We start from the raw sequence: 25,833 nt of genomic DNA, 5'->3' as shown, positions 1-25,833 counted from the left end.
GAACTACAGATGGCTACCGTGAAGAAGTCCGCCAAAAAGGCGGCCAAGAAAGCGCCCTCCGCCAAGGGCACCAAGTACGTTTACACCTGGGGCAACGGCAAGGCCGATGGCAACGGGTCGATGAAGGCTCTCCTGGGCGGCAAAGGCGCGAACCTCGCGGAAATGACCAAGATCGGTCTCCCGGTGCCTCCGGGATTCACCGTGACCACCGAGGTCTGCACCTACTTCTACGCGAACAAGAAGACCTATCCTTCTTCGCTCCAGGCTCAGATGGAAGCCGGCGTGAAGAACATGGAGAAGATCATGGGCTGCAAGTTCGGCGACGCGAAGGGCATGCCGCTCCTCGTGGCCGTGCGCTCCGGCGCCCGCGACTCCATGCCGGGCATGATGGACACCATCCTCAACCTCGGCCTCAACGACCAGACCGTGCTGTCTCTCGTGGCCGCCACGCAGAACGAGCGCTTCGCTTGGGACTGCTACCGCCGCTTCATCCAGATGTACGGTGACGTGGTGCTCGGCGTGCAGAAGAGCGAAGGTGAAGACCACGAGCCTTTCGAAGTGGTGATCGAAGGCTACAAGCACGAGAAGTATCACAAGGACATCGTCGACTCCGACCTGACCGCTGACGACCAGAAGGAACTGGTGAAGCGCTTCAAGGCTCTCGTGAAGGAGCGCACCGGCAAGGGCTTCCCGAACGATCCTTGGGAGCAGCTCCGCGGCGCCGCTGGCGCTGTGTTCAGCTCTTGGATGAACGACCGCGCGATCGTTTATCGCCGCAAGTACAACATCCCTGCCGAGTGGGGCACGGCTGTGAACGTGCAGGCGATGGTCTACGGCAACACCGGTGAAACCTCCGGTTCCGGCGTGGCCTTCACCCGTAACCCGGCCAACGGCGTGAACGAATTCTACGGCGAGTTCCTCGTGAACGCCCAGGGCGAAGACGTCGTCGCCGGCGTCCGCACCCCGGAGCCCGTCGCCCTCATGAAGAAGGCGATGCCGAAGCCCTTCGCGGAACTGATGAAGGTCCGCCAGATCCTTGAGAAGCACTTCAAGGACGTGCAGGACGTCGAGTTCACCGTGCAGGAAGGCAAGCTGTTCATGCTTCAGACCCGTAACGGCAAGCGCACCGCCGCCGCCGCTCTGAAGTTCTCCATGGACATGGTGAAGGAAGGTCTCATCGACTGGAAGACCGCCGTGCTCCGCAACCCGGCCGACCAGCTCGACCAGCTCCTCGCCCCGATCTTCGACCTCGCCGAAGTGAAGAAGGCCAAGGAACTCGCCAAGGGTCTTCCGGCCGGCCCAGGTGCCGCTTCCGGCAAGATCTACCTCAACGCCGACCGCGCCGCGGCCGCCGCTGAAAAGGGTGAGAAGGTTCTCCTCGTCCGTAACGAAACCAGCCCGGAAGACCTTCGCGGCATGATCGCTGCGGAAGGCATCCTCACCGCCAAGGGCGGTGTTTCTTCCCACGCTGCTCTCGTCGCCCGCCAGATGGGCAAGGTCTGTATCTGTGGCGCCGCCGCCATCGAAATCGACTACGACAAGAAGACCGTCAAGGTGGCCGGCGAAACCTTCAAGGAAGGTGACTACCTCTCCATCGACGGCACCAGCGGCACCGTTTACGGTGGCGAGCTGAAGACCGCTCCTTCGGAAATCATCACCGGCATCGTCGATGGCGACAAGGCCGCGAAGAAGACCGAGAAGTTCAAGAGCTTCCTCAAGCTCATGGAATGGTGCGAGCAGGCCACCAAGATGTCCGTCCGCACCAACGCCGACACCCCGGAGCAGACCCGCATCGCGGTGGCCTTCGGCGCCGTGGGCATCGGCCTGACCCGCACGGAGCACATGTTCTTCGAAGGTGACCGCATCGACGCGATGCGCGAGATGATCCTCGCCACCACCCTGGAGGCCCGCAAGGCCGCCCTGGCCAAGCTCCTTCCGTATCAGCGCGAAGACTTCACCGGCATCTTCAAGACCCTCAAGGGTCTGCCGGCCACCATCCGCCTCCTGGACCCGCCGCTCCACGAATTCCTTCCTCACACGAAGGAGCAGCAGCTCGATCTCTCCAAGAAGATCGGCGTGCCGGTGGAGAAGATCATCCAGCGCGTGCACGACCTGCACGAGTTCAACCCGATGCTCGGTCACCGCGGCTGCCGTCTCGGCATCGCCTACCCGGAAATCACCGAGATGCAGGCCCGCGCCATCTTCGAAGCCGCCGCTGACGTGGCGAAGAAGAAGATCGCCGTGAAGCCGGAAGTGATGATCCCGCTCGTGGGCTTCGGCAAGGAATTCGAACTTCAGGCCGCCATCGTCCACGCCGTGGCGAAGGAAGTCATGGCCGAGAAGAAGATCACCTTCGAATACCAGGTCGGAACCATGATCGAAGTGCCGCGTGGTGCCCTCACCGCCGACGAGATCGCCAAGGGCGCCGAGTTCTTCAGCTTCGGCACCAACGACCTCACCCAGACCGCTCTCGGCATCAGCCGTGACGACATGGGCGCCTTCCTCATGCCTTACATCGAAAGCGAAGTGTTCTCCAAGAACCCCTTCGCCACTCTCGATGCGACCGGTGTGGGCCAGCTCATGCAGACCGCCGTGACCAAGGGCCGCAGCACCCGCCCGAACATCAAGCTCGGCATCTGCGGTGAGCACGGTGGCGATCCGGACTCCGTGAAGTTCTGCCACACGCTCGGCCTGAACTACGTGTCCTGCTCCCCTTACCGCGTGCCCGTCGCCCGCCTCGCCGCCGCCCAGGCCGCGATCGAGGAAGGCAAGAACGCACCCGCCAAGGCTGCCAAGAAGGCACCGGCCAAGAAGGCTGCAAAAAAGGCAGCCAAGAAGGCCGCGAAGAAGAAGTAAGCCGTAAGGCCCGCTAGCTTCCGCTAGATATCGAAGCCGCTCCGGCAAACCGGAGCGGCTTTTTCGTGCAGATACGTTTCATCCCGTCTCGCAGACGCCATCACTCGCGGATCCGATCGGCAAGGACGACTCATCGCCAGCCCACTCCGGATTTCACCTCCGCGTGGCAGTAGAAACCCAGAGCCCGCGCGTGCGAATCTTGACGGCAACATGACCCCTGCACGCCACTCTATCTCTCTCCAAACCCTTGCCTTCGACGTTCCATGTTTGGCGTTCGAAGTTCGCATTTCCCTCCATCGCCACCTGTTAATTTTCCAGTTATAACAGGCGAAACAGGCTCGAAAAACCGCTCAAAGCCCGTAACCCAAGGCTCCCCCTGTCGCTTGTCCTTGAGCGATCCGCCCGAGCATGCCTCGCCCGCCTCAGATCGAACATGCCCGGCGATTCCCGGCGGGTCAAAGCTCCCCCAACACCGGCAACAACTCCTTCACCCGAACTGGAAGCTCGATCGGCTTTCCGTCGTTGCTTTGGACAGGCCCCGCGGTGGTGCGACCATCCTTGATCGCCTTGGCCAGAAGCGCGGCGAGTTCCTTCACGAGATCGGTTTGCTCCTCCGCCAGGTTCTTCGATTCCGCGGGATCATCCTTGAGGTTGTAAAGCTGTACCGGATAGCTGCTCTTCGAAGCCTCCGAACCGGGCTTGGGATCGGACCAACCGCCGGAATCAGGGCACAAGCAAAGCTTCCAATCCCCCTTCCGGATCGCAAAGGAGCCATTGATCGAATGATGGATGGTGAACTCTCTCTTGAAGCCATCCTCGGCCTTCAGCAGCGGCAGTATGGAGAAGCTATCCTCGGCAGCTTGGGGACCAAGTGCTCCAAGCTTTCCGGTCGCGTCCGCGGCGGTAGCGTAGAAGTCCGTGGTGCAGATGGTGGCGGCGCAGGTGCTGCCCGCCTTCACCACACCAGGCCAACGAACGAGGAAGGGCACGCGATGGCCACCTTCCCAGATATCGCTCTTCGTCCCTCGCAAGTCTCCGAGAGGCTTGTGGCCTTGCTTCAGTTGCTCCTCGAGTCCCGCGGCCGGCGCGAAGCCATTGTCGGAAGTGAAGATCAGCAAGGTATCCTTCTCCACTCCCACACTCTCCAACTCCGCCAGGATCTCGCCCACCACCGCATCCGTCTCCATCAGGAAATCACCATAATCGCCGATGCCCGATTTTTCCTTCCACTGCTTCGAGGGAACCACCGGCGTATGCGGACTGGTAAGCGGCAGATAGAGGAAGAACTTCTCCTTCGAAGAACGCTGGATGAACGAGCGAGCCTCGCGGGTGAAATCACGCAGACAGTTCTCCGCTTCGAAATCCGCTGCCGCCGGCCCGGGGCGATGAAAGGCCTTGGTCACCGTCGGGACGGCAGTGGGCTTGTCATTCCGAAGGTAAACGTAGGGAGCCATATCGAGTGACGCGGGGATGATGAAGTCCTCATGGAAGCCGAGTGCAAGCGGCCCCCGCTTCACGGCTTGGGAGTAATCGAGCTGCCAACCCTGACCCTCGGTCGGCCCGGACTCCGCCTTGCGCGCCTCCGGCAACCTGTTCCAACCCAAACCAAGATGCCACTTGCCGATGACCGCGGTCTTGTAGCCGTCCATAGCAAGGAAGTCGGCAACCGTCTGCCGCCCATCCGGAATCAGGGGCTGGCTATTGCCGCCAAGCACGCCCTGCCTCAGCGTGGAGCGCCAGTTGTAGCGACCCGTGAGAATGCTATAACGCGTCGGCGTGCAGACTGCAGAAGACGTATGCGCATCGGTAAAGCGCATGCCTTCCGCTGCGAGGCGATCCAGATTCGGCGTCGGCACCTTTCCCCCGGCGTAACGGGGATCTCCGTAGCCCATGTCATCCGCGAGGATGTAGACGATATTCGGACTGACAGCCTGCGCAGCAGCCGCGCAAAGGGCCAGCCCTACAAGGATTCCGGAAAAACGCATGGGTGCCTTTTACCGCGTGGCCAGCAGGATTCTCACGCCAAAAACGGGTTGAAAAATCCCCGCGACTTCCCGGAACAAGCAGGGTTCAAGAATCAGCTTCCGCTCCTCCGAGGCCGCACACCGCGCCTCATGAAATCCCCAGTCATCTCCCTCGCACTCACCGCTTCCCTTTTTTCTCCCCTCTCCGCCCAGCAATCGCCTGGGGGTTTTCCTGGCCCGCCTCCCATGGGGGCGCAGGAAGACAGGAAGCTCGTGGATCAATTCGACAAGGACTCGAACGGCTGGCTCGGCAAAGAAGAGCGAGCTACCGCCCGGGAATTCCTCAAACAGAATCCCGCACCACAACGTGGCTTCGGCCCGCCGGGAGGAGGACGTCGCGGTCCCGGCCCGGGAGGCCCCGGAGGTCCGCCGCCATTCGGCGAGGAAGAGACCAAGACCCCGGAGCCTGGTGCCAAGATCTCTCCCGCAGATGTGACCCCGGCCGGGTCGAGCGATCTCTATGCGGCTGATACGCTGCGAACGCTGTTCCTCGATTTCGAAAACGAGGACTGGGAGGCGGAGCTCGAAGCCTTTCATGGCACCGACGTCGAGGTGCCCGCCACGCTGACCGTTGATGGCAAAACCTATCCCGGGGTGGGCATCCATTTCCGCGGCATGTCCAGCTACATGATGGTCCGCGCGGGGCAGAAGAGATCGCTGAACGTCTCCCTGGATCTCACCGAGAAGAAACAACGCCTGAACGGCTACAAGACGCTCAACCTGCTCAATTCCCACGGCGACGGCAGCTTCCTCAGCGCGGTGCTCTATTCGCACATCGCCCGGAAGTATATCCCCGCCCCAAAGGTGAACCTCGTGCGCGTGGTGATCAATGGTGAGAACTGGGGCGTCTATGTGAGCCAGCAGCAATTCAACAAGGACTTCATCCAGGAGAATTTCCGCACCAGCAAAGGCGCGCGCTGGAAAGTGCGCGGCTCCCCGAACGGCCAGAGCGGGCTCGACTACGTGGGCGATGACTTGGCCGAGTACAAGCGCCGCTATGAGATGAAGGATGGCACGGAGGAGGACTGGCAGGCGCTGATCAAGCTGTGCAAGACCTTGAGCGAGACCCCTGCCGATCAACTTGAAGCCGCAGTGGCACCGCTGCTCGATATCGATAGCACGCTCTGGTTCCTCGCGCTCGATTGCGGACTGATCAATGGTGATGGCTATTGGATCCGCGCGAGCGACTACAGCCTCTACCGCGACAAGGAAGGTAAGTTCCACCTGATCCCCGGCGACATGAATGAAGCCTTCCGTGCAGCGGGCGGACCGGGCTTCGGTGGCCGCGGCTTTGGCAGACCCGGTGGCAGAGGCCCCGACGGACCTCAAGAGCGCCGGGGTGAAGATCAAGCGACGGCGGGATCGCCCGAACGCGATGCCCGCCCTCCTACAGCGATGCCCAACATGCCCAAGGGCGATGGCCTGAAACTCGATCCGTTGACGGGAATGGATGATGCGAAGAAGCCGCTGCGTTCAAAACTGCTGGCCGTACCCGCCCTGCGCGAGCGCTATCTCGCCAAGGTGAAGGCCCTCGCGGAAGACGGCTTGGACTGGGCAAAGCTCGGCCCGGTGGTCGCGCAATATCGGGAACTCGCTTCCAAGGAAATCGCCGCGGACACGCGCAAGCTCTCCAATAGCGAAGACTTCGAGAAGCTCACCACGGACAAGCCTGTGGAAGAAAAGGAAGAAGCCACACCCCGTGGCTTCGGCCATGAGGGCATGCCGATCCGCAGCTTCGCCGACCAGCGCCGGGCTTACCTGCTCTCCTACGAGGAGAAGCCTGAGGCAACTCACTAACGCTTTTTTTGGAACTCCGGCAGGTGTCGCCCGGGAGAGGAAATTTCATGACGGTACATGGCTCCTCTCCCGCCTGACCGGAGTTCCAAGATTCCCCGAGAAAAGAGGAAGCGCGCCACACCCGTCAGGCGGCTTCACGAACATGGCAGAGCCCGGAATCCCTCGCAGGGTTCCGGGCTTCTCCTATCCTTCCACCGGAGGCTGGATCCTCCGGATTGCTCCATTCTCCCCTGCCTTCAGGTGAACAAGCGTGCCCGCCACCACGAAGACGGGCATGAAAAGCAAGCTCGCCATCGGAATCATCGCGACCAAGGCAATCAGGGCTCCCAGCCCGAAGACCGCGCCGCAATTCCGGCGCGCGAACTTGAGCCTATCCCGCAAGCGTCCCGCCACCCGCCCCGCAGGGATCGACGCGAAGGAGAAGCCCAAGGCAAAGGCACTCCAGACAAAGACGAGGAGAGGACCCACGACAGGAAGGAAGCCGACCAGCAGCATCGGGATCGAGATCATCAACAGCACGAGGGATTGGATGGCGCTGCGCGCGGTGCCCTTGGCAAAGCCCATCCATCCCGACGGCTCTTGCGTCGCTCCGCCCATCCGTTCCCGCTCAACCGCGGCCGAGATGAAATCCTGGAAGGGACTCGCCAAGGTGAGAAAAACCCACGTGAACGACCAGCCGAGCAGAAGCACCACGGCAATCGCGGCGAACATGCTCATGGCCGAAGACAACCATGTGGCATTGCCATGGCTTGCTACGAAACCGTGGATCCCATCGCGCATCCATTCGAAGGCAAAGAAGAAGGCCAGCAGATCCAGCAGCAGAGTGATAAGCAGTGGCGGCAGCAGCCAGAACAGGATCTTCGGCCTGCGGGAAAGAATGCCGCAAGCCTCAGGCACCGACTTTATGCCTTGGATCAGCCCGAGGCCGCTTTCTGTCATATGGGAAGGGTGAGAGAGATTCGTGAAGGGGCGGGTCACTTTGCCTCGCGCTCAACCTTCACATCGCCGCTACCGAGCAGGTCTCGCAAGCGGGTTCGCAGCGATGCTTCGACCATATCGAGGATGCCACTGCGTTGAGCTTCCTGGCGCATCTGCTGGCGAAGCTCGCGCAACAATTGCGCGCGATCTTCCGCGGTCACCCCATTCGCCCAACCGTCTTTCTCACTGAGCGGCTTGTAGTCGATGAGCTCTACGGAAAGAATTTCGGGGTCAGGAAACCGGGCAACCGGCACCCCATTCTCCATCCGAAGAGAAATCCCGGGTTTCAATTTGTAGCCGGCGGTCACCCGGTACTGTCCGGAAACAATAAGCTTCTTCGTGCCCGCGGGGAGGTAACGCAACACATAGGTCTCGTTCTCGAAACTCCGCGTGGCGGTCATCTTCATCTCCAGCAGGGAAAGCTCGGCGATCTCCGCGGTGTCGGTAATTTCGGCCCGGCCTTCGACAATCCGGGTGTCGGAATGAGTGATGGCTCCGAGAACTTTTCCCAAACCGGAGGTAGTGGTGCCGATGCCGCGCTCCACGACGCGGACGCCGAGCCAAGCCAACAGGAGCACTGCGGCCAGCAAGGCAAGCCAGCGGACGGTTTTCCAAAGTTCCGGATGGGCTGACATCGGATGCAGGATAAGGCGGAACGAGGGCCGGACAAGTGGAGACAAGACCCGGATTTCCAATTCCTACCGTGCGTATGGCGGGGATTTATCCAGTGGACGCAAATTGGCGTTTGGCATTTCCCGCGGCATCGCTTGGAGTCGCGTTCGCCAATTTTCCGAACCGTGAAAGCACACGAACTCTACAACGCCGTCGATCCCGCCCTCGTCACGCAAATGCTGGACTGGTTCCGGGACAACGACCGCAACGTGTACAAGTCGGCCGTGGCCACCCTCGCGCAGACCAAGAAGCTGCGCCTCGTCTTCGTCCAGAAGAAGCCGCTAGCCGAGCAGTATGCCTGGGTGCTCAAGACCCTGAAGGGCAAGGCCGCCGACACTATCGGCGAGCACCTGCTCCAGGCATGGTTCATGGCCGGAAACCAGGAGATGCTGGCGAAGTTCTGCGATGTGATGGGCATCGAACACGATGGGAAGGGATCCGTCACCGGTGACCTGCCCGAGACGATCGACGCCGCCAAGCTGGACGAAGCCGTGGATGCGCTGGTAGCCGCCTATGATCCGAAGCTTGTGGCGCTTTACCTCTACGTCTTCAACCTCCAGACCCCGGGCGGCTGGGAGGCACTTACTGCCAAGCTGGCCTCCGATGCCCGTCTGGCCTTGGCCTGAAGACCGCAGCGGCAAAGACCGGAGAAATCAAAATGAGAATGGAGCACTCCGGTGCTCCATTTGCTTTTAGCGGGGTCTCTTAGCCGAAACGGCGCCGCTCCTTACTGGTCTTGGACCTGAAGCTGATAGTCATTCGGCGCCACCGAGGCGAGCTTGCCGCGTGCGGCCATGTACTGGGCATGGAACTTCGCACTGGAGGCCTCCATGCGCCGCGCCCGCTCCGCCCAGGTCTCCAAGCTCCCGGGAACCGACCGACCCTTTCCCGAGGCAGCTTCATAGCGCGCGCGGTTGGCTTCCGTCCTGGCCTGATTCAGCTTCAGCCGGGTATCGATCACCGCCTGCCGAAGAACTTCTACACGGGCTAGATACTCCGGATCCTCGTCCGGTTTGGCGGGCTTCGGCTTCTTGCCGGAAGTCTTTTGAGGGGGCTCGGGAGGATTGTTCTTACTATCGACGAACTGCTTGTGCTGTTCCTCGGCCTCGCGTTCCTCATCCAGATGTTGGGCCAGTTCGGCCTTGTCCCACTGGAAGCGGTCATTCCAAGTCACCGGCAATTCATTTGGCGACAAACGGGTGGAGCCCTCGGAATGACGGATTTCCGCACCTGCGGCCGACACACGCCAGATCGTCACGTCGCGGTAGGTGCGACCGCCGCGCGTGGTAAGTTCGCCAACCTTCTCGCCGGCTGCTTCCGCGCGGACCTGCTGGCGATAGCGGCCTTGGTATTCGGCGAAGGCATCGGCGACCCGTTTCGCCTCCTCCGCGGCGGCATCGCGCTCTTCGCCCAAGGTTTCCAAGCGGCGACGGCTGGCCTGCGAATCGCGGGTAATGGTCGCAATAAGCTCCTCTTGTCCCGTGCGCGGTTCATATTCACGCTTCCAATCAGCGCGCGCGCCCTCCAGCTCGCGTTTCACGTTTTCGAGCTCCAGCTTTTCTTCCTCGATCGTTTGGGAGATCGAACTCTGGTTCTTGGAAAAGCTGAAGCGCTTGTCTGCCAGCAAGGAGAAGAAGACGCCCGCGAACACGAGGACGATCATGCCGACAAGCATGCCTACCATTCCCGACTGTTCGTCGTTATTAAACATGGGCTCGAAACGTGGTGAGGAGAAGGGTGAGCAACGAATCTGAAAGCCGCCGGGAAAGGGAGGTTCCGAGGCCCGTGCCGTCTGAAGTTCCGAACGCAAAGGCCTTGGCCCGCAGCCCGTCGCTATCTTTGATAAGTGTGCCGTTCCTGCCTTTTGTCCGCAGAAATCGGGGAAGAATAATAAACAGTCAATCCGCTGCTGCTCGCCGCCTTAGGGCTTGTCCTGCTGCGCACTCTGCTTCGCCTCCATCTCCTTCTTCAACTTGGAGATTTCGGCTTTGATGTAGTCCACCTCGCGCTCGAGCTGGGTGATCTCGCGCTTGCTATCGCGGATGGTTCTCTCGTGTTCGGAGATTTGCTTCCGATTTGCCGCGACCTTGTTTTCGGCCACGCGGAGACGCTCGCGAATCTGAGGAGTCTTGTTGATGCCCTGTGCCCGGCTGCTGGAACGGCGGGAAGCCTTTTCCTGTTCTTCCGCAAGTTCCGCACGGATGAAGTCCACCTTGCGGAGGTGGATCGGCTCGGCCGCCTTGCAAGTCTGGATGCCGCTGTTCGCATCCTCGATCCCTTGATTCAGGATTCGGACACGCTCCAGCTTGTCCTGACCCTTCTTGGCAAGGTTGGCGATGTCCACATTGTCAGAGAGATTCTGGAACTCGGTATCGCGCTTGGTAACGACCTCCGCCTTCTTCTCCTGGCTGAATTGGAAGCGATCCTGAAGCTCCAGCGGGAGCTCGTCGCTGTCGATGCTCTTCGGGCCTGTCTCGTCCGTGATCTGAATGCCGGTGTGCTCCACCTTCCGAATCACCACGTTCTTGTAGTTCCGCCCGGAGAGCGAGCGGATATCACCAAGCTCCTCGCCTTGGGCGGCAGCCCACTCCGAAGCGCGATAGGCATCCTTATAGTCTTCCCACGCCTTGTCGGCGGCTTCCTTGATCGCGATGGCTTCGTCCCGGGAGGCTTCCTTCTCGGCCTTGGCCTTGGCGCCGCTTTCAAGGCGGACCTTTACCTGCTCCATCTCAAGGGCCTGCTCCTTCAAGCGATTGCCCTCATCGATCATCTTCTTCAGGCTTTCGATCTGGCGCTTGTGGCTCTCAATCGTGAGGGCGTCTTCGCGGATCACCGACTCGATCCTCTTTCCTCCGCCCTGCAAGCCTTCGTCGAAGACAAACATGTACAAGGTGCCAAAGCCCACGAGAACGAGGAGGGCGAGCAGAGTGCCGATGACGCCAGGCCCGCGGCTACTGGTGAGGAGGTCAGAAAAACCCATGGTAACTTCCGGGAATAGAGCGCTGGATCAACGAATGACGTACTTCCGCTTGTAGGCTTCGTGGGCCTTTTCGATTTCCGCCTTCTTGGACTGCAGGGATGCGATTTCCTCCTCCAGGTTTTCAATCTCCTGCTTCTGCAAGTCGGAGTCCTGCTTGAGCTTGGAGAGCTCGGAGGTCTTGTCGGCCGGGATCTGGGAAATTTTTTCCTGAAGGACCTTCAGTTCGCCATCAAGGCGGCGGATCTCGGCCTTTTGCTCCTCGCGCTTTTGGACCAGTTGAGGGTCATCGCCGCAGGAGCTGAAAGAAAGGCACAGTAGAGAAGCAGCTGCGAGTCGCAGCATGCGGGAGGGCATCGGATTCATGGGTGACTGGAAGAGAAGTAACGGGAGAGAAGGGCAGGCGGGGAGAAAACTCAAGGCACACCGGTGGAGCCCTTCGAAATGGTCTGGATGGCACTCACGGTGCCTCGGGAAACCGGGGCCGATCTGGCCGCCGAAACCCGGCTCGGATGATTGTAGCCGCAATCCGTATCCGACCCATAACGCGCGCGATAGATCGTGGCGAAGCCTCCCACGACGCCGCGGCTGTAGCACCTGCTACCGCCATAATAATAGTAGGAGGGGCTGTAGTAGCGGCGGCCATAGTAGCCGCCCCAGTAAGTGCCACCGACGCTGCGGGGTTGTTCACGGAGACGTCCTCCCCGCTCCTCGTATGCGGCGGCGCTGGCCTTAATGGCCTCCGAGCGGGCGCGAGCGGCAACCAGGACCTCCTCCGTCCTGCGGGCAGCGGCGGCCTCATCGGCCGCGACCTTGGCCTCATTTGCCAAAGCGATCTGGCTTCCGAGCCAATCCTCGTAAACTGCGGCGTCCTGCTTTTCCTGCGCCAAGGCCACATGAGCGAGCTGCGGGTCGAGACCGAACTCGGCATTTTGCTCGGGGGTCAGATCGGCGGCGGAAAGACGTGCGCTGCCGTTGGCGTGGCGGATTTCAACGCCCACATCGGTGACCTTCTTGATCACGACATGGTCATAACTGCGACCGCCCCTGCCGGTGAAAGTGACATACTCCCTGCCCACGGCCGCGGCACGAGTGCTGCGAACCCAGTTTTCGTGCTGCTCGTCAACGGCGGAAGCGAGCTGGGCCACCTCGTCCCGGATATCTCCTGCGATAAGCTTCAGCTCGGCGATCCGGGCTGCATTTTGTTTCACCTCTTCGGCTCGGGCGGCGAATTCGGTGCCATTGACCGCACTGTTCGCCAACTTGAGTTTCAGCAGATCGACATTGTGGGCCAACTCCACGCGCTCACCTTCCAGACGCCACCACTCGGGGTCCTTGCGGGCTTCTGAATTATTTTTGCAGCTTGGTGCCACCGCGAGGACCACGGCAGGAAGAGCTAGCAGGCGGAGAGGAGTTAACGCCTTCATTGGTTTAAGTTCTGCAGGAGTCCAGACGGCTTACGAGGCTCATCCTTTCATGTGGCATAAGTGTTTTCCAGTTCCGATTAGCGCTTCACCGATTTTTCACCGAAGCCTTTTGCAGCTCCATTGACCCTGCACCTGCCGTGCTCTACACCCCTTTTCGGGTGATGGAACAATTCCGACTTGTATGACAGATTCATCCATCCCAAAACCGTCTCGCCAACCATGCCGACCCGCGTCCTTCTAACCACCTGTAGCTTTCAAGACACCCCCGGTCCTCACCATCTCCAATTGGAGTCCCAAGGATTCGAAATTGTGCGCGAACGCGGGCCGCTGACCGAGGCCCGGATGTTGGAGTTGGCCGGGGACTTCGATGCATTCCTGTGCGGCGATGACACGATCACCCGGGCCGTACTTGAGAAAAGCCGGCCACGACTCCGGGTCATTTCGAAATATGGCATTGGCTTGGACAAGATCGACATTTCCGCGACCAAGGAGCTCGGAATCCCGGTGCTTTTCACTCCCGGCGTCAACCATACCACCGTCGCTGAACACACTTTCTGCTTACTGCTCGCCATGCAGAAAAATCTGGTGGAGACCGCCAATGCCACCCGTCAGGGCAAATGGCTGCGGATCACCGGACATGAACTCTGGCGCAAGCGGATCGGCCTGATTGGCATGGGCCGGATCGGGCAGGAGATGGCGCGCCGCGCCCGTGGCTTCGACATGGAAATCCATGCTTTCGGCAATTTCTGGCCGGACGACGTGGCCGCTCAATATGGCATCATTCGTCACGAATCCATCGATTCGCTCTTCTCGTCAGTGGATATTGTTAGCCCGCACACGAAGCTGACCAAGGACACATATCATCTCATCAACCGCGAACGCCTGGCACTGCTGCCGGAAGGCGCGTACGTGGTGAATACCGGCCGTGGCGAGCTCGCCGACCCCGCCGCCATCCTTGAGGCGCTCGATTCCGGCCGACTTGCTGGCTACGGCACGGACGTCATGGAACAGGAACCTCCTGCGGAAGATGATCCGCTACTCGCCCACCCGAAGGTGCTGGTAACCGCTCATATCGGCTCCCGGACCTTTGAGAGCGTTCCTCGGCAGGCCAAGAAGTCTCTCGACAACCTGTTGAATTTCCTTTCCGGAAGCGGCCCGATCGCCTGCGCGAACGGGGTCATTCCCTCCGACGAGTAAGCCATTCGTTTCCAAGGAAATCCAGCCCTCCCCTTCCCACCCTTTCCGAACATCGATCCTCTTACCTCATGTCACTGACACTACGCACTGCTGCTTCCTGCCAATTCGACATCATCTCGCTCGGTGAAATCATGCTGCGCCTCGATCCCGGCGACGGACGGGTGCGCACGACCCGCCAGTTCCAGGCATGGGAAGGCGGAGGCGAGTACAACGTGGCCCGCGGCATGCGCCGCTGCTTCGGCAAGCGCGCCGCCGTCGTCACCGCCTTCGCCGAGAACGACGTCGGACGGTTGATTGAGGACTTTATCCTGCAGGGAGGGGTCGACACCCGCTTCGTCCAGTGGAAGCCGTTCGACGGCATCGGTCGCCAGATCCGCAATGGCCTGAACTTCACCGAGCGTGGCTTCGGTATCAGAGGTGCCAAGGGCACGCCAGACCGCGGCCTGACCGCTGCCAGCCAGATGAAGCCCGGCGATGTCGATTGGGATGATGTCTTCGGCAAGCATGGTGCACGCTGGTTCCACACCGGCGGCATTTTCGCGGCCCTCTCCGAAACGACTGCCGAACTCACCATCGAGGCCTGCAAAAAGGCGAAGGAATACGGCACGATCGTTTCCTACGACCTCAACTACCGCCCGAGCCTTTGGAAATCGATCGGCGGCCAGGCAAAAGCCCAAGAAGTGAACCGCGAAATCGCAAAGTACGTCGATGTGATGATCGGAAACGAGGAGGATTTCACCGCTTCCCTCGGCTTTGAAGTGGCGGGAGTGAGCGAACACATCACCGGACTCGAGGTGGACAGCTTCAAGGCCATGATTGAGCGCGCGGTGCAGGATTTCCCGAACTTCCAAGTGGTCGCCACTACCCTGCGCGACGTCCACAGCGCCACGATCAACGACTGGGGAGCGATTTGCTGGCATGCCGGCGAATTCCACGAAGCCACCCACCGCGCGAAGCTGGAGATTTACGACCGCGTGGGCGGCGGAGATTCCTTTGCCAGCGGTCTGGCCTACGGTTTCATGGAATTCAACGATGCCAAGATGGCCGTCGAATACGGGGCTGCCCATGGTGCGCTGGCAATGACCACTCCGGGGGATACCACCATGGCCACGGTGGATGAAGTGAAGAAGCTCGTCGGCGGCGGATCGGCACGCGTCGATCGCTGATCACCGGTTCCCTTAAGTATCGCCGCTTTTAAAAGTTGAAATGGCGGAGGCCTCCCCGCCTCCGCCATTTCGTTGCCCGTGCGGCTGCGCGGACAAAATTTTAGTCCGTTCGTTCCGGGGATATCCGCTCGGTCGTCCGGGGTGACTATAGACATCATTTGTCGAACGCTTCTTTCATCAAGAGATCAATTGTGAAAGTTAGATGAAGGGCCGGTGTAGGAATCGCGAGGGAATAGCACCAGTGCGTATAAAACACTTCGGAATCGTTCTTGCGGGAGAAACCTGAAACCCTCCGGGGATTCACTGCGGATTCCTTTCGATGGCCTACGAGCAATCCCCTCCGTCCATTTACGGACAATTACTTAGTCACCGCGCTGCACCCTTCTCCCGCCAACGGCAGCGGATCCTAACAACTCATGACTCTCCATGGCGGGTTAGTAAGGAAGCGCGAAACAAGGCTCCGCATTCGCATCGGTGCGGTATAGCCCGCCTCACGCCGCGGCCCTTGCATCAGGGCGAAAGGCATGTCATGGGCGGTCGCATGATTCGGACGATCCTGGCCGCGGCAACGGGTTTGCTCATGCTTCCTCCAGCGAAAGCGGACCTCAATCCCGACAACTGGACGAGCGTGGTTGTTGAAGATTCCGCCAGCCCGACCGGGAACACTGCATGGCATTTCTGGCCGGACCAGCAGAACAACGCCCGGATCTTAGCAAAAGAACTCTCCAACCAGGACGTGGTGAGCCACATGCTGCTGGAGACGACTGCCCCCGTCACCCTGACACCGCCATCTTGGACGCGGAACGACCTTCTCGATATGGCAAACCCGAACAAAGAGGGGGTTTTTCTGCCAAATGGATCGGACGGCGGGGACATGTTCGCGGGCCATCAGAATTCGGGCGGCCAACAGAAGCTGTATTGCACCAATTATCTTAACGGTTTTGCCGCCAGCGAACGGATCGATCCGGTCAACGAGGCAATTAGCACGATCTCTAACATCAGTGCCTTTCGTGATCCTTCTGGAAACCTGCACGTCGCTTATGTCAGCGACGCAGGGACCACCAATGAACGCCTTCGCTATGCGCGCCATCCGGCAGGTGGAGAGTGGGAAATGACTTGGGTAAGCTTCACGGGTAGCACCAGCCCCGGCTATGTGAAGGGAACCGCGGTCATCGCGAGTTCGCTGGACGATGTTCGCCTGTACTTCACCTACGATACGCCGACGACCAACTCGCTGCTCAAGGCAACCCCGAAGAAGATCGGATCGGTGCTAACCATTATCCATCAGGACTACCCTCTCGAGAATATCGAGAACTTCGTCGACAACAGCGTTACAGCCTCGCGATTCAACGGGACGGAGCGCATTTTTTACTTCGCCGTGACTTCCCTTACACAACGAGTCCTCAAACGACTTGTCGGTACAACGAAGGCGGAACTGCAAACCGTGACGATCGGCACCAATGCGGCGAGCGGCCCCTTACCCCGGAGCATCTTCACCGCCACTGCACCCGATGGGAAACAACGCATCGCGTGGTATGAAGGCCGCAACCGCCGCATTCATTATCTCAAGCCCCAAACCACGGCCGCTGAGATCCCCTACGTCTCCGGCACCCCGATCACCCTCGCTAACAACGGCTTGGGCTTGACGGATGCGAACTTGCTCGGCTTCCACTTCAGTGCGAACGGCCTGCCCTTCCTGCTTTATCGTCGCCTGCTGAATGACGGCTACGTGGCTTATCCCAAGGACTCCTTTGACTTTAATGGGAACAAGCGGGCCGACCTGCTTGACGTGGCCTTCAATTCCACCAACGCCGGCCTCGAGGTCCTACCCATCGATCCAACGGAGAAGCGCATGAAGCTTCGTTTCCCGACGATTGGTTCCTCGGCGGCGCAAACCACGGGCAGTAACATCGCCACGGTGACAAGCAGCGAGCAGAACCTGAAATATGCAGTGCAGGTTTCCACCGACATGGTGAACTGGACCACGATCGGCAACCAGGCGAGCGTCACTTACAGTTTTACCAACGACGGCGGTCAGAATCCCAACCAGCGGCGTACTTTCACCGCTGTCTTGACCCAGGAAGCACCCGGAAACACGGCCAAGCGCTTCGCGAGATTGTCGGTGACGAGAACCGCCCAACCGGACTATTGATATCCCGAGATCGGGACGGCCTGCTTTCCACGGGGAATGGCAGGCCGGAATTGTGATGAACGAGGCGAGTACGCGAGACACGGCGGAAAATCGGCAACGGCACTGGCTGGAGGCTTTTTGGGCCGGACAGACGCAGGTCCTGGAGCTGATTCTAGCGGGTCTACCGCTCACGAATGTGTTAGATCGGATCGCGCGCCGCATCAGCGAGATGTCCGGTCCGGGGACCATTTGTTCGATCTACCTCGCCAATCCGGAAGGAACCTTGCTCACCTTGGCTGCGGCTCCCGGCCTGCCGCAAGATCTGCTCCATGCGGGCCGCCACGTGCCTATCGCACCCCAGGTGGGCTCCTGCGGCACGGCTGCGGCAACCGGAAAGCCGGTTGTCATCGCGGATATCACCACTCACTGCGATTGGGAAAAAGCACGTGAGTTGGTGCTGCTCCATGGATTGAAAGCCTGCTGGTCCGTACCCGTGTTCTCCAGCGAGGGCAAGGTGCTGGGCACCCTCGGGATTTATCACCGGCAGCATCGTCTGCCCGGCCATGAAGACATGACCCGCGCGGAAGCGGAGACGCGCCTGATTTCGCTCGCCATCGAACGTTGCCGCGCAATTGAGAAGCAGAGGAATGATGAGGCGCTTTTGCGGATTGCCGGCAGGAACGCGCGGCTCGGCGGCTGGACGGTGGATCTTCCCGAACTGAAGATCACCTGGTCCGATGACGTGCGGGCCATTCACGAAATGCCGCCCGGCTATGCGCCGACGATCCATGAGGCCTTCGAGTTCTACGCGCCCGAATACCGGCAACACATTTACGAGCTGTTCCAACGTTGCGTGGAGGAGGGAGTAGCTTTCGACGATGAACTCCAGCTCATCACGGGCACCGGACGTCGCGTCTGGGTGAGAGCCATGGGCGAAGCGGTAAGAGCGGACGACGGCACTGTCATCCGGATCCAAGGAGCATTCCAGGACAACACCGCGAAGATCAATGCGGAGCAATCCGCTCACCGCCTGTCCGAGCGGCTGACCAACACGCTGGACAAGATCACGGATGCCTTCTTCACGGTGGACCGGGAATGGCGGTTCATTTACCTGAACCGGGAGGCGGAAAAGGTGCTGCGCACCGAGAAATCCCAGATGATCGGGAAGGTCCTGTGGGAGGAATTCCCCGGCATCATCCAGACTGAACTCAGGGAGGCCTACGAGGGCGCGATGAGCCGCCAGCAGACCACGGTGCTGGAAGAATTCTACTATCCTCCCCACAACGAGTGGTACGAGATCCGCGCGTATCCCACGGATGAAGGCATTGCAGTCTATTTCCGGAGCATCACGGCGCGCCGGCAATCGCGCGAACAACTCCGACTCCTCGAAGCCTGCGTTTCGCGGATCAATGACATCGTCATCATCACGGAGGCCACACCGATCGATGAGCCGGGACCGCGCATCGTCTTCGTGAACGATGCCTTTACCCGCTGCACCGGCTACACCCGCGAGGAGGCCATCGGAAAATCCCCGCGCATGCTCCAAGGTCCGAAGACGCAGAGCTCCGAACTGGATCGCATGCGGATCGCCCTGAAGAAAGGCCAGCCGGTCAGGACCCAAGTGATCAATTACCGCAAGGACGGCGGGGAGATCTGGCTGGAGATCGACTTCGTGCCCGTGGCCGAGGCGACTGGAAAAGCGGCCTACGTGGTCGCCGTGCAGCGCGACATCACCGAACGCAAGCTGGCCGAAGATGGGAACCGCGCCGGCGAAGAGCGCTACGTCCGGCAGCGAAATTCGCTCATCGCACTCACCGGCATCCAGCCCTTGGAGTCGGATGACGAAGAGTCGGCATTCCGCCGGATCACCGAAGCGCATGCCCGGGCACTCGGCGTCGCACGCGTGAGTATCTGGCGATACAATCATGACCGCACCGCGATCCGCTGTGCGGACCTCTACGAGATGGAGGCCCACCGGCACAGTTCCGGCATGGAGCTCCCTGCCTCCAGCTTCCCTGCCTATTTCCGCGCAATGGAGGAAATGGACGTGATCTCTGCAGAGGATGCTGCCAGCGACTCACGAACCCGGGAATTCACGGAAAGCTACCTGAAAGTCCACGGCATCACTTCGATGCTGGATGCTCCCGTCCACCGCGACGGCGTGGTCGAGGGCGTTCTATGTAGCGAGCACGTGGGACCGCCCCGGAAGTGGACCGGGGATGAAAAGACCTTTACCGCCGCTGTTGCCAATCTGGTATCGCTCGCGCTCGAAGGCTGCGAGCGCCGCAAAGCCGAAAATGCAGTCCGGGAAATCCAGCAGCGTTTCGAGATCGTGGCCCGCGCCACCAACGATGCGGTGTGGGATTGGGACCTCGATAACGACGAGATCTGGTGGAGCGAGGGATTCGAGAAGCTTTTCGGGCATTCTCGAAGCCAGTTGGAGCCCTCCAGTGTTTCATGGTCGAGCCGCATTCACCCGGAGGACGTGGACCGGGTTCTCGGAGAAATTCACAAGAAGTTCGAGGGCATCGATGACAATTGGTCCGGAGAATACCGCTTCCTCCGTGCGGATGGAACCTATGCCTACGTCCTGGACCGTGGCTTCGTGATTCGTGATGGTGCCGGCAGAGCCCTGCGGATGGTGGGCGGGATGAGCGATATCACGTCGCGCAAGCATTCGGAACTCACTCTCGCGCGCTTAAACCGCGCCTTGAAGATGCTCAGCGCCTGCAACGAAGCAGTGACCCGCGCGATCGGCGAGGAAGAGCTGCTCACGAAGATCTGTCAGGTGGCGGTAAAAACGGGCGGCTACCGCATGGCATGGGTGGGCTATGCCGAGGATAATCCGGAGAAACTCATTCGACCGATGGCCTTCGCCGGCATCGAAGAGGGCTACCTTTCCACGATTCAGCTCTCTTGGGACGAAAACAAGCCGACCGGCCAAGGCCCTGGCGGTCGGACCATCCGTAGCGGCGAGGCCGTGGTATGCCTGAATGTGGAGGCGGAGAACGCCTTCTTCCACTATCTGGGAGAGGCGAGGGAACGCGGCTACCGAAGCGTGATCTGTCTCCCTCTTCGCGACGGCGAGCGGGTCTTCGGCTTGCTTGGACTCTATGGTTCGGAGGTCCGGAGCGTCGGGGAGGACGAAATCAAGCTGCTTCAGGAACTGGCGGATGACCTGGCCTTCGGGATTGGAACCATTCGCGCCCGCCTCGAGCGCCAACGTACGGAAGACATCGTACTAAAGGTGGCACAATCGGTATCGAGCGGCACCGGCAGTGAATTCTTCGATCTGCTCACGCTGAACATGGTCGAAGCCCTGGGCGCACACGGCGGCCTCATCGGGCGGCTGAATGCGGAGACCCTCGAAATCACGACTCTTTCCTTCGTCCTCGAAGGAAAGCTGATGGATAACGTCACCTACGGGCTCTACGGCACTCCCTGCGAGAACGTCAGCGAAGGAAATGTCTGTGTCTTCGATCGCGGCGTGCAGGAGCTTTTTCCGGAGGACCATCTTCTCGTCTTCTACGGCATCCATGCTTACGCGGGCATCCCCCTCTTCAACCGTGACCGCTCGGTCGCGGGTATCATGGTGGTCTTCTTTTCCGCCCCGCTTGAGGAAAGAGGTCTGGTGCAGTCCACGCTCCAGATCTTCGCTGCCCGCGCCGCAGCGGAGCTGGACCGGCAGCTATCGGACATCCGCATCCGCGAACAGGCATCCCTGCTCGACCGCGCGCGGGACGCGATCCTCGTAAGCGATCTGGATCACCACATCACCTATTGGAACAAGAGTGCCGAGCGTCTCTACGGCTGGACCGCCGAGGAAGCGTCCGGCAGAGCCGCCAATGAGCTGCTCCACCCGGATCCGGAAGCCTTTCGCATGGCCACCGCCGCAGTGGTTCGTGATGGCGAGTGGACCGGTGAACTTACCCAGCAGGACCGCAATGGCCGCCAGCTTGTCATCGAAGGACGCTGGACCCTGCTCCGGGATCCGGCCGACCAGCCGAGAAATATCCTCTGTATCCATACCGACATCACGGAGCACAAGAAACTGGAGGAGCAATTCCTCCGGGCCCAGCGCCTTGAAAGCATCGGAACGCTCGCCGGCGGCATTGCACACGACCTGAACAACGTGCTTTCGCCGATCAGCATGTCCATCGAGTTGCTGCAATCCGACGTCACAAGCGAGCGGGGCCGCGAACTTCTCGCGACGCTCGCGTCCAGTGCCAAACGCGGCGCCGAAATGGTGAATCAGGTGCTTTCCTTCGCCCGGGGGATGGATGGGCGCCGCCTCGAAATCTGCCCGCGCAGCTTGGTGGGCGATGTTGAAAAAATCATCCGCGATACCTTCCCGAAGAACATCTCGCTCCGCAGCCACCTGCCGCGCTCCCTCTGGACCCTTACCGGAGACCCTACCCAGCTCCACCAGGTGCTGCTGAATCTCTGTGTGAACGCGCGCGATGCCATGCCGGAAGGCGGAGACATCGTCATCACGGCGGAGAACGTGGATCTGGACGAACGCTTCGCCACGTCTGAACCGGATGCGAAGCCGGGACCGCATGTCTTGATCCGGGTGGAAGACACAGGCCACGGCATTCCTGCCAAGCTTCTCGACAAAATCTTCGAGCCCTTCTTCACCACCAAGGAGGTGGGTAAGGGAACGGGCCTGGGACTTTCCACCTCGCTCGCCATCGTCAAAAGCCATGGCGGCTTCATCCGTGCTGCCAGCGCGCCTGGCCGCGGTTCCTGTTTCTTGATCTTGCTGCCAGCGCGACCTTCACCGGTGGAGGCCGCGCCCGGCGAAGAAGACCGCTGCATTCCGCACGGCGAGGGGGAGATGATCTTGGTGGCCGACGATGAACCGTCTATCCGCCAGATCACCCGCAAGATCCTGGAGGCCTACGGCTACCGGGTACTGCTGGCTTCCGACGGCATGGAAGCGGTCGAGATCTACCGACAGCATTGCGGCGAAATCGCCGCCGTAATCACCGACATGATGATGCCGGAAATGGACGGCTCCCAAACCATCCGCATGTTGGCCATGATCGACCCTGAGGTGCGCATTATCGCCGCGAGCGGAATCAGTGACAAAGGGCGAATGGCGAAAGAAGAGAATCCCTGCGTGCGATATTTCGTGCCGAAGCCTTATACTTCCGAAAGCTTGCTGAGGGCATTGGAAATTGCCCTATCCCGCAACTCCTGAAGGCATCAAAGAAGACCAGCTTGATGGTAACATTACGTATTCACGTGAACGTTCACACTGGACACCTTCACAAGAGAGTTGAATTTCACCAGCGCTGATGGCCCGCTACCCCTCCGATGCCCCAAACCTGCTCATCGTGGATGACGACTCCACGATCCAGCGGTTGTTGGAGTTCGCGGCCAAGGATCATGGCTGGCGGCCGGTCGCGGCCGGAACCGGCAATCACGCGCTCGAACTGCTGGACGAGGCGATCGAGGCGGTGGTTCTCGACCATGGTCTTCCAGACGTGGAGGGGATGGAGGTTCTATCGCGCATCCGGGATCGCTTCCCTGACCTGCCGGTGATCATGCTGACAGGTCTCAACGATGCGGAGACGGCGGTGAAGGCGCTGCGGGCAGGTGCCGCCGATTACCTCACAAAACCCTTCGAGCTGAAGAGATTATTCGATATCCTCAGGGAAATTCGCCGGGAGCGAAAAGAGATTCCCGCCCCAGCAGCGACATCGACGCTTCCCGGCAGCAGTGTGAAGGCGACGAAGGCGCTCACCAGCGCCAGCCCCAAGGTGCGCGAGCTGCTGCGACGTCTCGAAAAAGCGGCCGCGCTGAACAGCACCATCCTGCTGACCGGGGAGAGCGGCACGGGAAAGACCTATTTCGCCCGGGAAATCCACCGCCTGAGCCCGCGCTCTACTGAAGATTTCATCACGGTCAGCTGCCCGGCCCTGCCGAGGGAATTGCTGGAATCCGAACTCTTCGGACACGAACGCGGCTCTTTCACGGGAGCGACTTCCTCCCGGGCCGGCCGCTTCGAACAGGCCTCCAAGGGCACGCTTTTCCTTGATGAGATCGGGGACCTCCCGGCCGAGCTGCAACCGAAACTGCTGAACGTCCTGCAAGACCGGGAATTCTTCCGGGTCGGAGGAAACAAGCTTCTGAAAACGGACACGCGGGTGATCGCAGCAACGAACGTGGACCTGAGGGCCCGCGTGAATGCTGGCGGCTTCCGCGAGGATCTTTACTACCGGCTGAATATCATAGAGCTCCATATTCCGCCGTTGCGCGAGCGCAAGGAGGACATCGAAGGCTTGGCCGGGGATATCTTGAAACGGATTGCCCAACGCCGCGGCGTTGAAGGCTGGCAGCTTTCTGAGGCTGCCGGTGCGGCGCTGCTCGCCTTCGATTGGCCGGGAAATGTCCGCCAGCTCGAAAACGTCCTTGAGAGAGCGACCGCCTTCACGGACGGCACCGCGCTCGGAGAAAAAGATCTCGCACCCCTGCTAGAGACCCGCCGCGATGGTCCCTTGGGCTCATCCGGCCGACCTCTAACGCTTCAGGAAATGGAGCGGGACGTGTTCATCCAGACCTATCATCGCAGCGGGAAGAACAAGGCCAAAACGGCCCGGGAACTGGGTATTTCGGAGCGCTCCGTATACAATTTGCTAGAGCGCCACGGTCTCAAATGAAGGCCCGCAAGGCCTTGGGCTTGTGTCAAAAAGCGCCCCTATAAGCCGATTTTGAAGCGGCTCATCGCCAGCAGGCATGCGCAAATTTGCGTAGGTAAGCCTGCATGAATTTCAGCGGTTCCTGAAATACTTGCATTATTAAGGGTCTGCAAACTCTGCAGAGAAAGGTGCAATTCCGCTCCATTCCCTTGAACGTAAGCGATTCACGGAATGTCAGTATTGTTGGCATGGCGGATGCCAAAGCTTCTTGTTCTCTGGGGGGAGAACTTGGAGTCGAAAGGCTCCGCTATCCAATACAACCAACCCGCCGGGCGTGCTGTCTCTCTGGAGGCTCCCCCGGCGGGGAGGTGGCTTGGGGAGAGCTTCCCTTCAAGGACGTCACACCCCTCTCTCCCATGCAAAGGATCCACCCCTTCCCCACGCCTGGTCCGCTCCCAACTCCCGGACTTCCAGCCTCGACCCTCACGGTCGTCGAGGAGGACTATGGTATTCCCGCAGCGACAAGAGTTTCGGCTCCTGCGCCCAAGGAATCGAAGATGATTGCCATGCCGACTCCGGCTCCCCGGCTAACCGCCAAATCCCTGAACGGGGACGACGATCCCTTTGACGACAGTTTCATGGCCGACAGCCGGCCGCAGCTCGACCACGGGCCACGCTTCAACCACCTTCCGCGTTTCGTACCCTTGCAGCAGGACGTTTACGGCACCACGCGCGATCCTTGGGCGATCCATTCCATCGTCGATATGTTCCGCCTCTACTTGCCGGAGGTAAGCATTTCTACTGGCGCAGTCGCATTCAGCGGCCTCATGGCAGGACAGATCACCCACCATTTCATCCACTCGATCGAAGCCAGCTGGGTGCTGGCCGCCTACATCGTTCTCTTCCTGATGAACTTGGCTTCGCTCTATTTCGGAGCGCGGGGGAAACCAGCGCTTCAAGTGAAAGGCGGATTCCGCAACCTTCTGATCACCACCATCTTGCTCTGCATTCCGCATTTCGTTGCCAGCGCGATTTTGAAGGCCTCCGCCTGAGTTTCGCTAGGTCCCTTTCGAGCCGCCGATCCGCCTCAGGATCAGCGGCTTTTTCATGCTCCAGAAAAGCTGGGCCTTGCGTAAGGGCTGCAGGGAATTGCATGAAAATGCCTGCATTAAATTCAGGAAATCTTGAAGGTTTTGCAGGATTTACCTCAGACTTTTCCAATGCATTATGCCATCTTCCGGCTACAACTCGCTCATAACGAAATGACAGCCTCCACATGAAGAAAGTTGGCATGAACAATGCCACTATAATGCTGTTCTCTGGGGGGAGAACATTGGGGCCTGAGAAACCCCGCTTATCCAATACAACTTCCCGCCGGGCGTGCGATCTCGCTACGAGGTTCCCCCGTCGGGAGTTGTATTGGAACCTTTTCAAACGATAAAACGCCCTCCCCCGTAAGCCGGAAGAGGGCGTTTTACTTAGGAGGGTAACGAACCGGGAGAGAACTACTCCTCGGTTTTCTTGAGGACCTCCACCTTCACGGAAACGATGCCGCGTGCGCGGAATCCCAGCCGTTCAGCGACTCCTTGGGTGACATCGATGACCCGGCCCTTGGTGTAGGGACCACGGTCGTTGATGCGCACCACTTCGGACTTGCCGTTGGCCAGGTTCGTCACACGAACTTGGGTTCCCATGGGCAGGGTCTTGTGAGCTGCGGTTGCGCCACCATTGGTGAGGCGCTCTCCGCTGGCGGTACGGGTCCCGCCATTGCAATTGATGCCATACCAGGAAGCTTTCCCGTGCTGTACGGAAGAGACTTCCCACTCAGTCTGGCCCACGGACAACCGGTTGGAAGCGGTCGCCTGCGTGGCACAGGATGGCAGTATAAGGGCTCCGGCTATGGCCAGGGCCACGGATTTTAGGGTCCGGGTCATGGTTTACTGTCGGTCGTTTTCCCCACGCAC

The 25,833-nt window shown here is 60.1% G+C and carries 17 protein-coding genes; 9 read left to right on the top strand and 8 right to left on the bottom strand.

Annotated features, from left to right (window positions below):
- Nucleotides 1-9 precede the first annotated feature (9 nt).
- The gene (ppdK, locus tag HHL09_RS16000) at nucleotides 10-2,856 is read left to right on the top strand and encodes a pyruvate, phosphate dikinase (RefSeq protein WP_169455627.1); all 2,847 of its coding nucleotides are present in this window, start codon (nucleotides 10-12) and stop codon (nucleotides 2,854-2,856) included.
- 455 nt (nucleotides 2,857-3,311) lie between these two features.
- On the opposite strand, the gene HHL09_RS15995 is transcribed toward ppdK, so the two are convergent.
- A complete protein-coding gene (locus HHL09_RS15995; RefSeq protein ID WP_169455626.1) occupies nucleotides 3,312-4,841 on the bottom strand; it encodes a sulfatase family protein in 1,530 nt (509 codons plus the stop codon).
- Nucleotides 4,842-5,066: 225 nt separating this feature from the next.
- Between HHL09_RS15995 and HHL09_RS15990 the strand changes: the two genes are divergently transcribed.
- A complete protein-coding gene (locus tag HHL09_RS15990; protein WP_169455625.1) occupies nucleotides 5,067-6,677 on the top strand; it encodes a CotH kinase family protein in 1,611 nt (536 codons plus the stop codon).
- A gap of 183 nt (nucleotides 6,678-6,860) precedes the next feature.
- On the opposite strand, the gene HHL09_RS15985 is transcribed toward HHL09_RS15990, so the two are convergent.
- Nucleotides 6,861-7,616, bottom strand: coding sequence for an EI24 domain-containing protein (locus HHL09_RS15985; protein ID WP_169455624.1), 756 nt, complete (start codon nucleotides 7,614-7,616; stop codon nucleotides 6,861-6,863).
- Between the two features lie 35 nt (nucleotides 7,617-7,651).
- The gene (locus tag HHL09_RS15980) at nucleotides 7,652-8,290 is read right to left on the bottom strand and encodes a DUF4230 domain-containing protein (protein WP_169455623.1); all 639 of its coding nucleotides are present in this window, start codon (nucleotides 8,288-8,290) and stop codon (nucleotides 7,652-7,654) included.
- A 162-nt stretch (nucleotides 8,291-8,452) separates the two neighbouring features.
- Between HHL09_RS15980 and HHL09_RS15975 the strand changes: the two genes are divergently transcribed.
- Nucleotides 8,453-8,953 (top strand): hypothetical protein, encoded by a 501-nt coding sequence (locus HHL09_RS15975; protein WP_169455622.1) that lies wholly within the window; start codon nucleotides 8,453-8,455, stop codon nucleotides 8,951-8,953.
- A gap of 101 nt (nucleotides 8,954-9,054) precedes the next feature.
- On the opposite strand, the gene HHL09_RS15970 is transcribed toward HHL09_RS15975, so the two are convergent.
- From HHL09_RS15970 to HHL09_RS15955, 4 genes are all read right to left on the bottom strand, one after another.
- Nucleotides 9,055-10,038 carry a hypothetical protein gene (locus HHL09_RS15970; protein ID WP_169455621.1) on the bottom strand — a complete coding sequence of 328 codons (984 nt, stop codon included), beginning with the start codon at nucleotides 10,036-10,038 and terminating at the stop codon, nucleotides 9,055-9,057.
- Between the two features lie 210 nt (nucleotides 10,039-10,248).
- Nucleotides 10,249-11,307, bottom strand: coding sequence for a hypothetical protein (locus tag HHL09_RS15965; protein WP_169455620.1), 1,059 nt, complete (start codon nucleotides 11,305-11,307; stop codon nucleotides 10,249-10,251).
- A gap of 27 nt (nucleotides 11,308-11,334) precedes the next feature.
- Nucleotides 11,335-11,670 (bottom strand): hypothetical protein, encoded by a 336-nt coding sequence (locus HHL09_RS15960; protein ID WP_169455619.1) that lies wholly within the window; start codon nucleotides 11,668-11,670, stop codon nucleotides 11,335-11,337.
- Nucleotides 11,671-11,720: 50 nt separating this feature from the next.
- On the bottom strand, nucleotides 11,721-12,731 hold the full coding sequence (locus HHL09_RS15955) for a hypothetical protein (protein WP_169455618.1): 1,011 nt from the start codon (nucleotides 12,729-12,731) through the stop codon (nucleotides 11,721-11,723).
- A gap of 219 nt (nucleotides 12,732-12,950) precedes the next feature.
- On the opposite strand from HHL09_RS15955, the gene HHL09_RS15950 reads away from it, so the two are divergent.
- From HHL09_RS15950 to HHL09_RS15925, 6 genes are all read left to right on the top strand, one after another.
- A complete protein-coding gene (locus tag HHL09_RS15950; protein ID WP_169455617.1) occupies nucleotides 12,951-13,928 on the top strand; it encodes a phosphoglycerate dehydrogenase in 978 nt (325 codons plus the stop codon).
- Nucleotides 13,929-13,996: 68 nt separating this feature from the next.
- The gene (locus tag HHL09_RS15945; protein WP_169455616.1) at nucleotides 13,997-15,094 is read left to right on the top strand and encodes a sugar kinase; all 1,098 of its coding nucleotides are present in this window, start codon (nucleotides 13,997-13,999) and stop codon (nucleotides 15,092-15,094) included.
- Between the two features lie 541 nt (nucleotides 15,095-15,635).
- Nucleotides 15,636-17,246: a hypothetical protein gene (locus tag HHL09_RS15940; RefSeq protein WP_169455615.1), complete on the top strand. Its 1,611-nt coding sequence runs from the start codon at nucleotides 15,636-15,638 to the stop codon at nucleotides 17,244-17,246.
- Between the two features lie 55 nt (nucleotides 17,247-17,301).
- Nucleotides 17,302-22,428, top strand: a complete 5,127-nt coding sequence (locus HHL09_RS15935; RefSeq protein ID WP_169455614.1) for a PAS domain S-box protein — start codon at nucleotides 17,302-17,304, stop codon at nucleotides 22,426-22,428.
- Nucleotides 22,429-22,525: 97 nt separating this feature from the next.
- Nucleotides 22,526-23,890, top strand: a complete 1,365-nt coding sequence (locus HHL09_RS15930) for a sigma-54-dependent transcriptional regulator (RefSeq protein ID WP_169455613.1) — start codon at nucleotides 22,526-22,528, stop codon at nucleotides 23,888-23,890.
- A 395-nt stretch (nucleotides 23,891-24,285) separates the two neighbouring features.
- On the top strand, nucleotides 24,286-24,921 hold the full coding sequence (locus HHL09_RS15925; RefSeq protein ID WP_169455612.1) for a hypothetical protein: 636 nt from the start codon (nucleotides 24,286-24,288) through the stop codon (nucleotides 24,919-24,921).
- A 453-nt stretch (nucleotides 24,922-25,374) separates the two neighbouring features.
- Here the strand turns inward: HHL09_RS15925 and HHL09_RS15920 are convergent, their stop codons facing one another.
- Nucleotides 25,375-25,803, bottom strand: a complete 429-nt coding sequence (locus tag HHL09_RS15920) for a septal ring lytic transglycosylase RlpA family protein (RefSeq protein ID WP_169455611.1) — start codon at nucleotides 25,801-25,803, stop codon at nucleotides 25,375-25,377.
- Nucleotides 25,804-25,833 lie beyond the last annotated feature (30 nt).

This window comes from Luteolibacter luteus (assembly GCF_012913485.1).
Classification (GTDB): Bacteria; Verrucomicrobiota; Verrucomicrobiia; order Verrucomicrobiales; family Akkermansiaceae; genus Haloferula; species Haloferula lutea.
Note: the sequence above shows the minus strand (reverse complement) of the source record. Positions and strands in the feature narration are given on the sequence as shown.